Below are 13,317 nucleotides of genomic sequence, written 5' to 3'. Positions count from 1 at the left end.
GCGAACCAGAATATAAAGAGGAATAAGAGATGCTGAATTGGGATGATCCACTCGCCAAGCCAAAGCTTCAGGAAGCCGCCCCTGCCCCGGTGGTAAAAGAGACCACAGCGGCCCATCCTCACGTGGTGGAAGAGGCGGCCCGTGCGTTACAGATCGAAGAGCAGGTCGAGCCGGAAATCACGGAAGTCACCTCCATGGAGCCGGTCAATCCGGATGACAAGCGGGTCATCAACGGCATGACCGACATCAACCAGCTGGCCCCCTTCAAGTACCCCTGGGCGTGGGAGTACTTCCTCAACGCCAACAAGAACCACTGGACCCCGCTGGACATCAACATGGCCCAGGACGTCCACGACTATCAGCACAAGCTGACCCTGGAAGAGCGTCACGTCTATGAGAACGTGCTCTCCTACCTGACCACCTCCGACATCCTGGCGATGCGCAATATCGGCCTGGCGGTGATGGAGAAGATGTCCGCCCCCGAGCTGCAGATCTACCAGGCCCGTCAGGTCTATGAAGAGTCGCTGCACACCTGGACCTACCAGCACTGCATCGAGACCATCGGCCTCGACCAGGGAGAGATCTACAACCGCTATCGGGTGGTTCCGGAGATCAACAAAAAGATCCAGATCACCAACCGACGCCTCTCCTCGATCCTGCGCGCCGACATCAACCTGCGCGATCCGAATGAGTTACAGAACTTCGTCATGGCCTACATCTACTTCGCCGCCATCTTCGAAGGCTGCTGGTTCTACAACGGCTTCAGCCCGATCTTCGCTCTGCAGCGTCGCGGCCTGATGAAAGGCACCGCCGAACAACTGCAATACATCATGCGTGATGAAGTGATGCACGCCTCCTTCGGCATCCGCGTGGTGAAACAGATCATTCTCGAAGAGAACATCACCCTCGACCCACAGGCGATGCGCGAGATGTGGGATGAAGCGGAAGCCGCCGAGATCGGTTACGCCAGCTACATCCTGCGCGACCCGATCCTGGGTTACTCCAAAGAGGATCACATCGGCCAGTTCCGTTTCACCGCCAACCGCCGTGCCAGACAACTCGGCATCGAGGAACCCTTCCCCGGTGCGGAAGCGACCCTGCCCTGGTTGGATGAACAGGCGAACCTGCGGAAAGAGAAAAACTTTTTTGAAACCCGTGTCACCGAATACCAGACCGGCGGCGCGTTGAAATGGGACTGAACTGAAGAGCTGCAACAAGGGGTAAACAAAATGCACTGTTCACATTGCGCTTCTCTCATGGCCGAACTCGAAACCCAGCAGGAAGGGCACACCGAACAATCGAGGTACGAATGTCCGGTTTGTGGACGGACCCAATTGACCACCAAGACAATTGATCAATGGAAAGAAAACGTATCGCTACAAATGGGACGTTTGCCGGGGCATACGCTTCGGCATACCTGAAAAGGGTTTTATTCCTCTCCTCACTTCCCGCGCTTGCGGGCGGGCTTTGGCGCTTTGCGCCATTGCCTGGCTTTTCGTCTCTCTGTCGATCAGTTTTCAGCAGTACAAGGAACATCCTTAGTAGGTTTTTTGAATTTCACTTCGGCTATCTAAGACCAAGAGAAGTATTGCTACCGCCTATGAATCAGATAGTTGTATCTATAAATTTGCGTCTAGATGTTAATGGGACATGTTATAACACGCCTTTTAGGCCATCTAATATTAGTTAGATTTCAGGAAAGAGAAATGCCTGAAGAAACAGAAGCGATAAAGGAAACTGCAAAAGCCACACAAGAAATTGCCAAGACAACTGGTAAGGCTATTGATGCAAGCCGAGAGTTTGGAGGCTTTATTTCTCGTTACATATCCGGTCCGCTAGAACAAGGGATGGGTATTTTTGAAGACAAGTTAAAATACATGCGTTGGGAAAGGCAAATGAGACTTATGCAAAGAGCTACCGACTATATGGCTAGCCTTGGCAAAAATAACCCATCTAAACCAATCCCTCTTAAATTCGCTGTCCCACTCCTAGAGGCTGCATCATTAGAAGATAATGATTATCTGCAGGACCTCTGGGCAAAACTTCTAGTTAATTCATCTATTGAGGGTGGCTCAGTTGACCTAAATCGCTCATATATAGATATCTTAGAAAGATTATCGTATGTAGAAGCAAAGATATTATCTGTAATCTATGCCCTACCTGAGGAAGAAGTACTAAATAATTCAATCATGACTGGTAATTTACCTGATTCTGTCGAGATAAAAGATAAAGAAAATAAAGAAGAGCCAGTGCAACCAAGCGAAGAAGTTGTACTTGCATTAGCAAACCTAGAGAGGCTTGGCTGTATTTCTCTTCCTACTACCTGGGGTGGCGGTCAAGTTTTTTCCATTATTTTTCCGGCAGTGCTGGGAAGAAAACTCGTTGAAGCATGCACATTAAAAACGTAAGAAAATCTAACAATGCGTTCGTACGGTTGCATACTACGCAGCACTTCTTCTGCTCCTAACAGTTTAAACGCTGGGCCACAAGGAAATAACCATGACCAAAGATAAAATTCTGTATTTATGTGATGTATGTGGCAGCCAATACCAGCACGGACCACACCGATATGAGGGGCATATACTCGAACTCTATGATGGTTTATTTTGCTGTGATTCGTGCTGGAAAGGTAACAGGGATGGCTGGGCACCTCACTATGAAGAGGTTCTTCTTAAGCATCTCAGAAAAAAGGAGCTTTCAGAACCCAAGCGAAATGAAAAAGGTTTGCTGCCTCGGAATTAACGAAATGAAATTCAGAAACTCCACCAACCATACTTATGAATCGTTTAGTAAGGGCGCAACAATGCGCTCGTGTGGGACGACGCTACGCCGCTATGCGGATCGTGCCCCACTACTTAGTCGTTAACCAATAAAACATGAACAGCTCAGAATGGCAAAAATGCATAGTGACCATGTTCGATTTGATCGGGACACGCAGCCTTGCATCTAAGGGTTTAGGGTCATATCAAATGATTCAGATGCACCAAAGCGCCGTAACTAAAATAAATCATGGCTTACCCCTGCACGCACATGGATATGTATGGAATGATTCCGCACTTTTGCTTTCCTATGAAACCAAGCCAGCTGCACGACGATCTAAAGTTCTTGCTGAATTAAATGAATTTAAAACTTGGTTAGAAATCCAGTGTGAAGCAAAACTTTATGCAATATCTGTTAAAGGTATGTCATTCCCGAGTAATGAATTAGGTTCATCGGTATTTGAAGACCAAACTCATCATCAACCTCGAGCCGTTGTACTGAAAGCTTCTAGCTGGGCAATGGCTAACTGCTTTGAAATAGAAAAATCCTTAAGCAAGCATCGAGCTGACTGGTATATCGACGAACGAATTACAAATGGCATCAATTTGGGAGTCCCTTTTGCACAAGAGAAGGTTAGCCTTCTTCCCAAGAAAATAAAGAGAACCATTCACATGTTCAAAGGTGAATTGACGATAAATGAATGAGTAAAAACGAAAAACTGGGACAATCACCAATTGAACGCGTTGAATCCAAGTGCTGTGATGTATGCAATTGCACTAATAATCCTTAGTTCAATAAAGCAATATGCAGATTACATCTAATCAGTATATCAGGAGATATATTACATAAATAATATCGTATGAAAGTATGCGCTTTATCCAGCCCCACAATTCCAGCGTTAGAAATCATGAGTAAGTGATATGGAAATACCATTTTCAGGAACAATAATAAGAGCTCTAAGTAAGATGTTTGGTTTCGCAATGAAGAATTATTATACCAAGCAGAAATTGTCTAGCATGGTGAAAATTAATATCAGCAGTGAGCACTCAGGAATAACTGTTAATTGTTCAGAGCTTCCTGATGCAAGAGTGTGGTTTGAGGTTACAAACCTATCGCCTTTTCCCGTAACCATTCATGGAATAGAGGCTGAGTTATACTTGTCTGGTCGAGTCGCTAGATTCGTGAATCTGTTTAATCAAGAGGTTCCGCCATCCGATCAAGACCGGGTATTTATTCAAACTGATCTCAGCGGTAAGCAATCAGCTCATATTAAAAGAAATATGGGTATAGATAATCCGAGGCTGATTATTAAAATGTTTCTGAGCTGCAATCTAAGAACATTCGAAATAGATGGCAGAGAAATCACTACTAAAAATATTGAATTCATGAATTGCAGTAATTCCTAACCATGCACTCCATCCAATCCAGTACAAAAACGCGGACAATCATTATTTACTTGGCTGGGCTAACAGTCGCAACAGTTTGGTAAAAAAGAGTTCCCAGGCTAGGCGCGTCAAAGATTCCGAGGTAACTTTACTGGCTCAGGCGCTGGAAGTCTAAATTCCTGAATTTTACACATGGCAGATTTACGATAGCCACATAGATATCGGATTCGAACTGGCGGTCACTGCACTAAGAGAGGTATTTTGAATCTAATCAACCTTAAATCGATAATTTAGACGGCCAATCGCAACAATTACCGCACCAAAAATAAATAAGCCTTATCAGCCATCACACAATAACTGAACATGGGTATTCCTCCACAATAAATGTAGCACGCAAGAGAGCCATGTAGGGATACTACCAAGTCCCTACCCTTTTTCCTAATAACATATAAGAGGGTATCTGTACTGATTTCTTCATACGCAATCTTTTATCTATATCAGTTTATCCATGTTTATCCCACACTAATTATCATCTATTATAGTGACAACTATAACTCTGAAAACACTCTATTTTTTATGCGGTATTTTGAAATTATTGATTCATACGATGGCAGACCTTTTGATGCGCACAGCTTTCTTTCTTTTTTGAGGAGATCAAATGATCGTTGGTGGGATAGTAAGGTTGCAAGTTCCCCCTGGGTTTTCCGTGGGGTAGGAGATGCAGATTCATGGAAATTGCATCCTGCTGCTTGGCGTCCAGGAGCCAACAATAAACTTCTACCGCTCTTGAACCAAATAAAAAAATTAGAATACCCTAAAACCCCCCAATCCTGGATGAAGAATAAGTACGGAAAAGAAGCCTTTCTATAGAGTTAAAAAGACACCCACCCCAAAGATTTCCAATATATAACTGCACAGGCTTATTCATATCAGGCTTGCATCACTCATAGAAATATTGAAATTGCTGGTTCAGATTTCCTTGCCAATCACGCTGAATGTAATTCAGGAACCGTCCTCAATCCTCAGCAGGAGGCTGATTCTGTAATTGGCTTGTTTTTGGAATGAGCCTTTAGCTGAAATAGTGTATGGCAGCGCTGAGATTTGGCGTTCGTTGATAACCCATTCGTTGACAGGCCTCTTTCAGCTTATAGCTTGCACCGACAATGCCCTTGAACCGGCTTTCGAAATGCCGAATTAAAAAGACACCCACCCCAAAGATTACCAATATCCGACGCACAGGCTTATTCATATCAGGCTTGCATCACTCATAGAAATATTGAAATTGCTGCTTGCTGGTTCAGATTTCCTTGCCAATCACGCTGAATGTAATTCAGGAACCGCACTCAATCCTCAGCAGGAGGCTGATTCTGTAATTGGCTTGTTTTTGGAATGAGCCTTTAGCTGAAATAGTGTATGGCAGCGCTGAGATTTGGCGTTCGTTGATAACCCATTCGTTGACAAGCCTCTTTCAGCTTATAGCTTGCACCGACAATGCCCTTGAACCGGCTTTCGAAATGCTGCGTCATGTAGAGCCAATGCTGGGGATCGATCTGTAACCGTTCCAGAATGGGCGGTTGATTATCTGGGATATGGCCGCGCTTGTACTCCAGGATGGCACGCCCTGTCCAATCGACAAGTTCAAGATAGTCCTTCAGTCGAAACGGCAGCCCTTTGGGCCTGTTTTTGTGCAGGTTTCCTGCAAACGGGAGTAAGCCAGCCGGGGTGATTGCTCTGTTTGCCTGATTACGGCTTTGTTTGAGCTTGTTTGTCCGCTCAGCGATAGATGTGCACTCTGATTGTTCCGGCGTCTTGGCCATCCCTGCCCTGACGGGATTAAGGTCCACATAGGCCATGCAGGCCGCCAGGGCCTTTTCATCCAACAGAGCCTGGGATTTATACCGGCCCTCCCAGTAGCGACCGGTACATCCGTCCTCCTGGTTGGCCTGGCGTGCAATCGGTTCGTTGAGGCAGCGCATGAACCAGCTGATGTCATGAAGGCGTTTACGCCATTTGGTGACCAGTTCGGAGATCACATCGCGCTCTGCTTTGCTGAGGGCTTCCATTGCACGATAACGCTGTACGAGCACTGGCAGGGTAAAGAGCCTCTCCCAGCGCTCGATGATAGCCTGCTGACTCCACCCGGCTGCAATCTCGGCATCGACATGGAGGATGACGTGGTAGTGGTTGGACATCACCGCGTAGGCACAGACGTCGATGGCGAAGATCTCTGCCAGCTGTTTCATCCGATCGACGATCCATTGGCGCCTATGTTCAAAGCTCTTTCCGGTGTGTGAATCCACACCGCAGAGAAAGGCACGGCGTACACAGCGGGAGACGCAATGATAATAAGGGGTGGTTTCCAGCGAAACCTGGGCTTTCCTTGGCTTGGGCATGATATCGCTCCTTGATATCGTGTGTGAATTTAGAGATTGCCAGACTTGATGGTTTTTGGCAAATTAAGGGTGGGTGTCCTATTTATTCTATTTATTCTATCTGGTTGTTATTTAACCGATATATCAATCCTAATCGTGATTAGGAACCAGCATTACACAAGGATTGTTTTTTCTTTTAAAACACTATTTAAATACAAACATCAACGTTTTGAAATGGCAGGATGACTATGTTTTTACAAATTCTAGGGATAATTTTTTTAATACTACTCCTCATTGCTGCTTATTACGCCTGGAAATTGTATCGTTTTGTAAAACGTCAACAAAATTCAGATATTTCCAAAGCGACGTCCGTACTACCCTCACAAGTAATGGACCTGGAGCCTTCAAATATTGATCAATGGAAGGAGAGAGAAAAACTGGACTATTGTGAATCAGAACTCAAAAGAGTCGGCGCCGCACACGTTGGATACTATTTCACCCACAGCGGCTTTGCGTTGATTCGAATATCACTTTGGAATTTCAAAAATCAGGTTATAGCGGCAATATATGAAGGCAGTTCAGATATTAATCAGAAAGATGTCAGATTCATATACGAGGTTGCATGCAAGTTAGACGCAGGAAGTATCTGTATAACATCAAACCAACATGCCCTTTTTGATAGTCGACCCGAAAATCATATCATTAAGTATAACGAATCAAATTCTATTCTTGATTTTATCAAAGCACTCAAGAGTGAGATTCCGAAAGATAAGAACCTTATCAAGGTCACCGAACCTAAAGATTTTTTTATCGAGAGTTATGAGGACGCTACAGAGTGGAGCTGGAGTGCCGAACAGTTAAAGAGTGAAAAAACCCAGCAGATCCTAGCATCGGTTGGCGTTAATATAACAGATGAACTCATGGATGAGCTTATCGAGTCCGGGTTATCTTACAGTGTCGAGGTTAATGTTAACCGAGCAAGACGAAAACTCGCCAGGCACTCCAAGATGAGTATAGAGAAATGGGACAAAATACGAGATAAACTCGTCTTTATTAATGATCAAATGAAGGTCCCACATTTAATTGATGCTGTTTACGACTTGGCTGGCGACATATCTGATGAGCAAGAACAAGTATTGGATGGATTTCAACAAACCACTGAAGAGTTAACTGATCCAATTGGGGCTTTCCAGATGTTACTGAGCTCCTTGGATATCAAGGCAAAGCGAATAACAAGGATGGAGACACCTGTCAAAACTGAAGTTTTCTTGCCATTGTAAAAACGCTTTAATGAAAGAATGGGGACAGTCACTGTTTGAGTATATACAAAGCTGTATGTAATCTTTTTCTGATAGCGTTATCCCTAGTGTTTACAAGTCATTTACTTCTATAGAGTGGTCATCATAGAAATCGAGGTACTGTGTTAACTGGTTGTTTTGTTGATGGCATTTTTTTCGACGGCCCTATTGCTGAATAACGTGATCAATTGTCGAGGCGGGCAGCCCAGGTTCGTTTTTCCGTGAAATACAGTAAAAAACACGCCCAACAGGAAGTTTAGACTTCGACACTTTGATCGATTTATTCCAGCGATACTATTAAAGGACTAATAAAATGGCTGACGTGCAAGGTGCATCTGGAGCACCGGTATTGACAACGGACAATACGAATTCAAGCGTAACGCCTCAGAATGACTCCACGACTGAAGATAGGCTTAAGTCACTACCGACGCCGATTGATCGATTTCGAGATCAGGGAAAACAGGACTCGTCTCAGATTGCGGTCGAATCCACTGTGCTCGCTGGGGAAACGCAAAACAACACTGCCCCAATAGGGCAGTATCCCAAAGGTTCCTTCTCTGGATTTATCCAGGACGAGGGTATGAATGTACTTCTTCGTACTTTACAGTCCGTTGGAGGTGCCGGACAAGTTCTTCTAGGTGCAGGAATCTGTTATGGTTCAGGTAGTTTAGCTTGCGCTGCAGGTGTAACAATAGCAGCTAAAGGAGCAGACAATTTTCAAGCAGGAATATGAGGGACTGATAGCTATTCTAAACAAGGTATAGAGAGAATTACCGGTAGTGAACAAACAGCCACGCTCATTGATGCAGGAATTGATCTCACTATATCAGTTGGAGGATTAGCTAGAAACGTACCAAAAATAAATGAATTGGGTAACCCCGTGAAAGATCTCTTTATCAAGATGCCATCGAGTTATGAAGCCGCATACAAGCAGGCAACATCAACAGGTTTAGTAATAGAAGGGGCTAGTGATGCAGCAACGATCTATGGTGCTACAAAGTGAACCTTGAAACTATGCTTGGCATGGATTCATTATTTCTTTTTATTTGCGTGCTTTGCCTATGGTTAGCTTTGTCATTCTTGGGTAACAGTCATTTAACAGCAGGCAGGGGTAAATTATGGTTTGGAGCCATGATTGCTTCAATTATAGGTGCAGCAGTTCCAGTTATCTTGATTAGCGAAGGAGTCGTTAGTAGCAAACCAGGAAATCTCATTATTTCCGGATTTTCAGCATTTTATATAGCAATACTCGCAGGAAGACTTGACAAACCTTAATGGGATACCAGAAGGAAAAGAACGAGGACAGTCACCATTATTTATGTGTATTAGTCGGGACCCGATCTGACAATTGTCGGTTTTGACGTAGTCCTTGTTGTCAGGTTAGTTTAAATTACCAACCTTCTCATCCCATAGCTTCAGCCCATCACGCAACGTCTGCATGGGTGATCGTCCGCAACACATCTTACCCTGATGTGTTGACAAATCGGGACACCCAATAATCAGAATAGTGAAATTGCTGACAAATCGGGACACCCAGCATTTCATCCAATAATTAGATTAGCTAAATCACTGGCAACTTATTGATTTTTATTATTTTTAAAATATTAATAGTGGAGACCTGAATCATCGCCCTCTAAAACATCAAAATATTGTAAAGACGACGTATATACGCTATGATGTGTATACAATGTCTTTCATAGAGGAGGCGCAACAATGCTACCGCAAGACGCCCCAAAAGATACGCTGATCAATATGCGCGTACATAGCAGCACAAGAGACTTCATTGACAAGGCCGCAAAAAGTATTGGCAAGGATTGGTCTGATTTCATGCTGGAAGCAGCTTACGAGAAAGCTCAGGAAATACTGCTGGATAGGACAGAGTTTTTTCTGGATGACGCACAATGGGAAAAATTTAACCGTATTCTGGATAACCCACCCAAACCCAACAAGAAGCTCTTAGCATTACTAGCAACTAAAGCGCCGTGGGAATGAATGTCAACGTTAACTGCTCCTTGTCCATTAGCGGACTATCACGACCTTGATCAATTTTCTTGTGGCGTTCCTGCCTTAGATAACTGGCTAAAGAAGAGAGCCAGATCAAATGAACGTTCCCGCGCCTCGCGTACCTATGTGCTGTGCATCGATAAACGGGTCATAGGCTATTACGCACTTGCATCTGGCTCCTTAGCAGCCAAATACGCCCCTGGTAAAATTAAAAGAAATATGCCTGACCCTATCCCTGTTATGGTCTTGGGAAGGTTAGCCATAGATAAGGAACATCAAGGCAAGAAATTGGGAGATGCGTTACTACGTGATGCCATACTACGTATATTGCAAGCTGCGGAAATTGCCGGCATTAAAGCCATATTAGTTGCGGAAATTGCCGGCATTAAAGCCATATTAGTTCATGCTATATCCGAAGAAGCAAAACAATTCTATCTTGATCGGAGCTTTACCATTTCTCCAACAGAGCCAATGACCTTGATATTGCCGCTTGAATCTATTTTAGGAAAATTGTAGAGGTAAATCGGGACATCCAGCATTTATCAGCAACAATAACACTGGACAAGCACTTTTTATCTTATTGATTCATAGTAATTTTACGTCTAGTAGCACCATTCCTCCACTATTAAAATATTATGGGGACATACACCATTTACATTTAATTAAACTAACTACAAATCAATAAGATACCTTGACGTAATTCAATGATATGATTTTTTCTAAACGTTGAGTGTCCCGGAATTTTGGAATTTTTGTGGTTGCTCTCTTCATACTCGTATTATCTGAGAGTGAGATATTACGCTCAAAGCCAAGGAAAGCGCCCATGATCTACGCTTGAATAATGTAAACCTCAAATCGGGACATCTCCTTGTTGATCGTGCAGATAAAGTCATATCTAACCGCCGTTCTGATTGGATTATCATCAGTTTCCGCAGTAAGCGAATCTCATCTTTCAGGAGGGCGCATGGAGCAGCTTCTACAAAGTCTGCCCGGCTTTTGGATGGGGGAAGCCATAGAAACGCCGGTGGGTCGAATGAACTACGATATAGTCTTTCATACCTGCAGTGACGGAATAATTGCAGGTGTGGCAAAAACCGATGCCTCCCTGCACTATTGGCAGTTCATACGCAATCAGGATAATCACCGTATAAGATTTCTCTCGACCTTTATAGGTAATCGTATTCCCATTGTATTGTTACCTCAGCCAACCGAAGGTAGGGCTTTGAGCTACTATGCTCCAGACCTGAAGATGCTTACACTTGCGATTAATCACTCTCCATCGATAATCGACATTCGAGTATTCCACCATGGCAAACCCCATGTGCATATACAACTGACCCAGGAAGATGGCAAGCAGGTTCAACTACCTCCACATCACAGCCTGTCCAACAGTTGCAGAGGATTTCCGATTGAGCAATAGAACTAAATATAGACAAACAGGGACAGTCACCATGTAGCGCAAATCGGAACACCCCCCAGCATTTATTTACAATAATCACACAGCAATAATTGTCATTATCTAATTGATTTATAGTTATATTTATAAACTCAGATGATGGGTGCACCGAAATAATTTTGACTGTAAATGTACAAACGAGGAAAAATGTAGTAACGTACCTACATTAGACATCCTGCACAGGAGGCACCACCATGAGCATAACGACGCTATCCAGCCGAGATCTCAATCAGGACGTGAGTCGCGCCAAGAAAGCGGCCAAAAACGGCCCGGTGTTTATCACGGATCGCGGCAAGCCGGCACACGTACTGTTAAGTATCGAGGAATACCAGCGACTAACGGGTCAACATAGAAGCCTCGTTGAGGCACTGTCCATGCCGGGTATTGCCGATATCGAGATTGAGCTTCCCCATTCGCGCGAGCTTCCTCGACCAGCAGAATTTGACTGATGTTTCTGCTCGATACCAACGTTATTTCCGAATTGCGCAAGGCCGGCAATGGTAAGGCTGATCACAACGTAACCAAATGGCTGTCAGATTTGGATGCCACCAATTTCTACATCTCTGCTGTAACCGTCATGGAACTTGAACTTGGCATTTTACGCGTGGGACGTCGTGATTCTGCTCAAGGGGCGCTGTTGCGCACCTGGATGGACAGTCGTGTTCTTCCGGAGTTTACTGACCGTACATTACCGATCGATGAAGTTGTAGCACTTCGATGCGCGCAACTACATGTTCCCGACCCTCGCCCGGAGCGAGACGCCTATATTGCGGCTACCGCTCTAGTTCATGGTTTGACTGTAGTGACCCGGAATGTGATCGACTTTAAATCGACGGGGGTAACCATCATCAATCCATGGAAAGCCCAACAAAAATAAAACGAACAAGACATAGATGGACACCCCCTATGAACAAACCGGGACACCCAAAAGAAAATAGGGACAGTCATTGCCATAAACCAGGACAGGCACCATTTGGAAGGACCAATACAACTCCCAAATTCCAGCTTTTATTTATTTCTGTTGAAACAGATAAACAGGGACAGTCACTATTTGTTGAGGCATCGAGAAGCTTAGACTGGAATGGGCGTGCATTCGACATTAATCTGCCAATCGGGAATCAGTGATACTTCTCCGTGGTAAAGTGCCCCGGCTCCTTCTTGCGATGTTTGCGCATGCCCCGGGCCTCGAGGGCTGCAGAGACCTCCCGGATCATACCCATGTTCCCGCAAAGCATTACGTGGGACTTCTCCGAGGTAAGTGCAGCACCCGCATGCTTCTCAAGACGACCATCCTCGAGAGCGGCCAGAATGCGCCCCTGGAGGGCGTTATCCACCTGCTCCTGGCTGATGATCGGTAGATAGCGGAAACGCTCGCCGTAAAGCTGCGTCAGATTGGCGATCTCCTCACCATAGCTGAGTTGATCCTTGTAGGGGACGTTGTGTACCAGGACGATCTGTAGGAATCGCTGCCATGGAAGCTCGGTACGCAGTATGGAGAGATAGACACCCAGCGCTGTTCCAGTGGCGATCATCCAGAGATTTTCGCTCTGCGGCAGTTGATCGAGGGTGAAAAAGCCGTTGGCTTTGGCAGAAACCCAGACCCGATCGCCCGGCTTCAGTGCAGCTAGCCTAGGACTTAATGGGCCGTTCTCCACTTCGTTGAAATGGACTTCGAGCAGCTTATCCTGTGGTGGGTTGACGAATGAGTAGGGTCTCGCCACACGCTCGCCGTCGATTTCGAGGGCCAGACGGGTGAACTGCCCAGCAATGAAGGCATCCACCGGGGCCTTGAGGCGCAGTGAGTAGAGCTTATCACTCCAGTGACGCTTTTCGACTATCGTGCCTTCCAACCATTTTTCCATTATCGAACGCTCCAACCATTTTCGCTTGCCTGGACTACGGCATCTGTCAGTGGTTTTGTAAACCCACCTATTTTAGTGCCAGCCTAAATTAGAGTTCTCCTGCTCATATTTCTTTCGGTATTCGACAGGTGTTAATTTACCGAGTGACTGATGCGGCCGCTCTTCGTTGTATTTTCTGAT

The 13,317-nt window shown here is 45.0% G+C and carries 16 protein-coding genes; 13 read left to right on the top strand and 3 right to left on the bottom strand.

Annotated elements, in window-relative coordinates; translation table 11 throughout:
* Positions 1–29: 29 nt before the first annotated feature.
* From AC4IE8_RS01120 to AC4IE8_RS01100, 5 genes are all read left to right on the top strand, one after another.
* The gene (locus tag AC4IE8_RS01120) at positions 30–1,199 is read left to right on the top strand and encodes a ribonucleotide-diphosphate reductase subunit beta (RefSeq protein ID WP_490790095.1); all 1,170 of its coding nucleotides are present in this window, start codon (positions 30–32) and stop codon (positions 1,197–1,199) included.
* A gap of 507 nt (positions 1,200–1,706) precedes the next feature.
* Complete coding sequence (locus AC4IE8_RS01115) at positions 1,707–2,408, top strand: Abi-alpha family protein (protein WP_490790094.1); 702 nt, start codon at positions 1,707–1,709, stop codon at positions 2,406–2,408.
* A 91-nt stretch (positions 2,409–2,499) separates the two neighbouring features.
* The gene (locus AC4IE8_RS01110; RefSeq protein ID WP_490790093.1) at positions 2,500–2,742 is read left to right on the top strand and encodes a hypothetical protein; all 243 of its coding nucleotides are present in this window, start codon (positions 2,500–2,502) and stop codon (positions 2,740–2,742) included.
* Positions 2,743–2,912: 170 nt separating this feature from the next.
* Entirely contained in the window at positions 2,913–3,464 is a 552-nt protein-coding gene (locus tag AC4IE8_RS01105; RefSeq protein WP_490790092.1) for a hypothetical protein, read from the top strand.
* A gap of 216 nt (positions 3,465–3,680) precedes the next feature.
* A complete protein-coding gene (locus tag AC4IE8_RS01100; RefSeq protein WP_490790091.1) occupies positions 3,681–4,166 on the top strand; it encodes a hypothetical protein in 486 nt (161 codons plus the stop codon).
* A gap of 1,376 nt (positions 4,167–5,542) precedes the next feature.
* Here the strand turns inward: AC4IE8_RS01100 and AC4IE8_RS01095 are convergent.
* Positions 5,543–6,538 (bottom strand): transposase, encoded by a 996-nt coding sequence (locus AC4IE8_RS01095; protein ID WP_068990288.1) that lies wholly within the window; start codon positions 6,536–6,538, stop codon positions 5,543–5,545.
* Positions 6,539–6,765: 227 nt separating this feature from the next.
* On the opposite strand from AC4IE8_RS01095, the gene AC4IE8_RS01090 reads away from it, so the two are divergent.
* The 8 genes from AC4IE8_RS01090 (at position 6,766) to AC4IE8_RS01055 (ending at position 12,152) form a co-directional block, all read left to right on the top strand.
* Positions 6,766–7,797 carry a hypothetical protein gene (locus AC4IE8_RS01090; protein ID WP_490790090.1) on the top strand — a complete coding sequence of 344 codons (1,032 nt, stop codon included), beginning with the start codon at positions 6,766–6,768 and terminating at the stop codon, positions 7,795–7,797.
* A gap of 331 nt (positions 7,798–8,128) precedes the next feature.
* The gene (locus AC4IE8_RS01085; protein WP_490790089.1) at positions 8,129–8,548 is read left to right on the top strand and encodes a hypothetical protein; all 420 of its coding nucleotides are present in this window, start codon (positions 8,129–8,131) and stop codon (positions 8,546–8,548) included.
* A gap of 266 nt (positions 8,549–8,814) precedes the next feature.
* Positions 8,815–9,090 (top strand): hypothetical protein, encoded by a 276-nt coding sequence (locus tag AC4IE8_RS01080; protein ID WP_490790088.1) that lies wholly within the window; start codon positions 8,815–8,817, stop codon positions 9,088–9,090.
* A 438-nt stretch (positions 9,091–9,528) separates the two neighbouring features.
* Positions 9,529–9,807 (top strand): type II toxin-antitoxin system TacA family antitoxin, encoded by a 279-nt coding sequence (locus tag AC4IE8_RS01075; RefSeq protein ID WP_490790087.1) that lies wholly within the window; start codon positions 9,529–9,531, stop codon positions 9,805–9,807.
* Entirely contained in the window at positions 9,808–10,335 is a 528-nt protein-coding gene (locus AC4IE8_RS01070; RefSeq protein WP_490790086.1) for a GNAT family N-acetyltransferase, read from the top strand. It abuts the gene before it with no gap.
* Positions 10,336–10,783: 448 nt separating this feature from the next.
* Positions 10,784–11,239, top strand: a complete 456-nt coding sequence (locus tag AC4IE8_RS01065) for a hypothetical protein (protein ID WP_068990271.1) — start codon at positions 10,784–10,786, stop codon at positions 11,237–11,239.
* Positions 11,240–11,469: 230 nt separating this feature from the next.
* The gene (locus AC4IE8_RS01060; RefSeq protein WP_068990268.1) at positions 11,470–11,724 is read left to right on the top strand and encodes a type II toxin-antitoxin system Phd/YefM family antitoxin; all 255 of its coding nucleotides are present in this window, start codon (positions 11,470–11,472) and stop codon (positions 11,722–11,724) included.
* Positions 11,724–12,152 (top strand): type II toxin-antitoxin system VapC family toxin, encoded by a 429-nt coding sequence (locus tag AC4IE8_RS01055; RefSeq protein WP_068990264.1) that lies wholly within the window; start codon positions 11,724–11,726, stop codon positions 12,150–12,152. The genes AC4IE8_RS01060 and AC4IE8_RS01055 overlap by 1 nt, the downstream gene beginning before the upstream one ends.
* Before the next feature lie 241 nt (positions 12,153–12,393).
* Here the strand turns inward: AC4IE8_RS01055 and AC4IE8_RS01050 are convergent, their stop codons facing one another.
* Together AC4IE8_RS01050 and AC4IE8_RS01045 are read right to left on the bottom strand one after the other, a co-directional pair.
* Positions 12,394–13,137 carry a ferredoxin--NADP reductase gene (locus tag AC4IE8_RS01050; RefSeq protein ID WP_490790085.1) on the bottom strand — a complete coding sequence of 248 codons (744 nt, stop codon included), beginning with the start codon at positions 13,135–13,137 and terminating at the stop codon, positions 12,394–12,396.
* A 72-nt stretch (positions 13,138–13,209) separates the two neighbouring features.
* Positions 13,210–13,317 (bottom strand): integrase core domain-containing protein, encoded by a 108-nt coding sequence (locus AC4IE8_RS01045; RefSeq protein ID WP_490790165.1) that lies wholly within the window; start codon positions 13,315–13,317, stop codon positions 13,210–13,212.

The sequence above is a fragment of the Candidatus Thiodiazotropha sp. AKAK2 genome, assembly GCF_058244685.1.
The sequence above is the reverse complement of the archived record's forward strand: the minus strand, read 5'-3'. Positions and strand labels throughout refer to the sequence as shown.

Coding starts and splice junctions, on each gene's coding strand:
- AC4IE8_RS01120 (WP_490790095.1), top strand. CDS start 30: ATGCTGAATTGGGATGATCCACTCGCCAAGCCAAAGCTTCAGGAAGCC.
- AC4IE8_RS01115 (WP_490790094.1), top strand. CDS start 1,707: ATGCCTGAAGAAACAGAAGCGATAAAGGAAACTGCAAAAGCCACACAA.
- AC4IE8_RS01110 (WP_490790093.1), top strand. CDS start 2,500: ATGACCAAAGATAAAATTCTGTATTTATGTGATGTATGTGGCAGCCAA.
- AC4IE8_RS01105 (WP_490790092.1), top strand. CDS start 2,913: ATGTTCGATTTGATCGGGACACGCAGCCTTGCATCTAAGGGTTTAGGG.
- AC4IE8_RS01100 (WP_490790091.1), top strand. CDS start 3,681: ATGGAAATACCATTTTCAGGAACAATAATAAGAGCTCTAAGTAAGATG.
- AC4IE8_RS01095 (WP_068990288.1), bottom strand. CDS start 6,538: ATGCCCAAGCCAAGGAAAGCCCAGGTTTCGCTGGAAACCACCCCTTAT.
- AC4IE8_RS01090 (WP_490790090.1), top strand. CDS start 6,766: ATGTTTTTACAAATTCTAGGGATAATTTTTTTAATACTACTCCTCATT.
- AC4IE8_RS01085 (WP_490790089.1), top strand. CDS start 8,129: ATGGCTGACGTGCAAGGTGCATCTGGAGCACCGGTATTGACAACGGAC.
- AC4IE8_RS01075 (WP_490790087.1), top strand. CDS start 9,529: ATGCTACCGCAAGACGCCCCAAAAGATACGCTGATCAATATGCGCGTA.
- AC4IE8_RS01070 (WP_490790086.1), top strand. CDS start 9,808: ATGTCAACGTTAACTGCTCCTTGTCCATTAGCGGACTATCACGACCTT.
- AC4IE8_RS01065 (WP_068990271.1), top strand. CDS start 10,784: ATGGAGCAGCTTCTACAAAGTCTGCCCGGCTTTTGGATGGGGGAAGCC.
- AC4IE8_RS01060 (WP_068990268.1), top strand. CDS start 11,470: ATGAGCATAACGACGCTATCCAGCCGAGATCTCAATCAGGACGTGAGT.
- AC4IE8_RS01055 (WP_068990264.1), top strand. CDS start 11,724: ATGTTTCTGCTCGATACCAACGTTATTTCCGAATTGCGCAAGGCCGGC.
- AC4IE8_RS01050 (WP_490790085.1), bottom strand. CDS start 13,137: ATGGAAAAATGGTTGGAAGGCACGATAGTCGAAAAGCGTCACTGGAGT.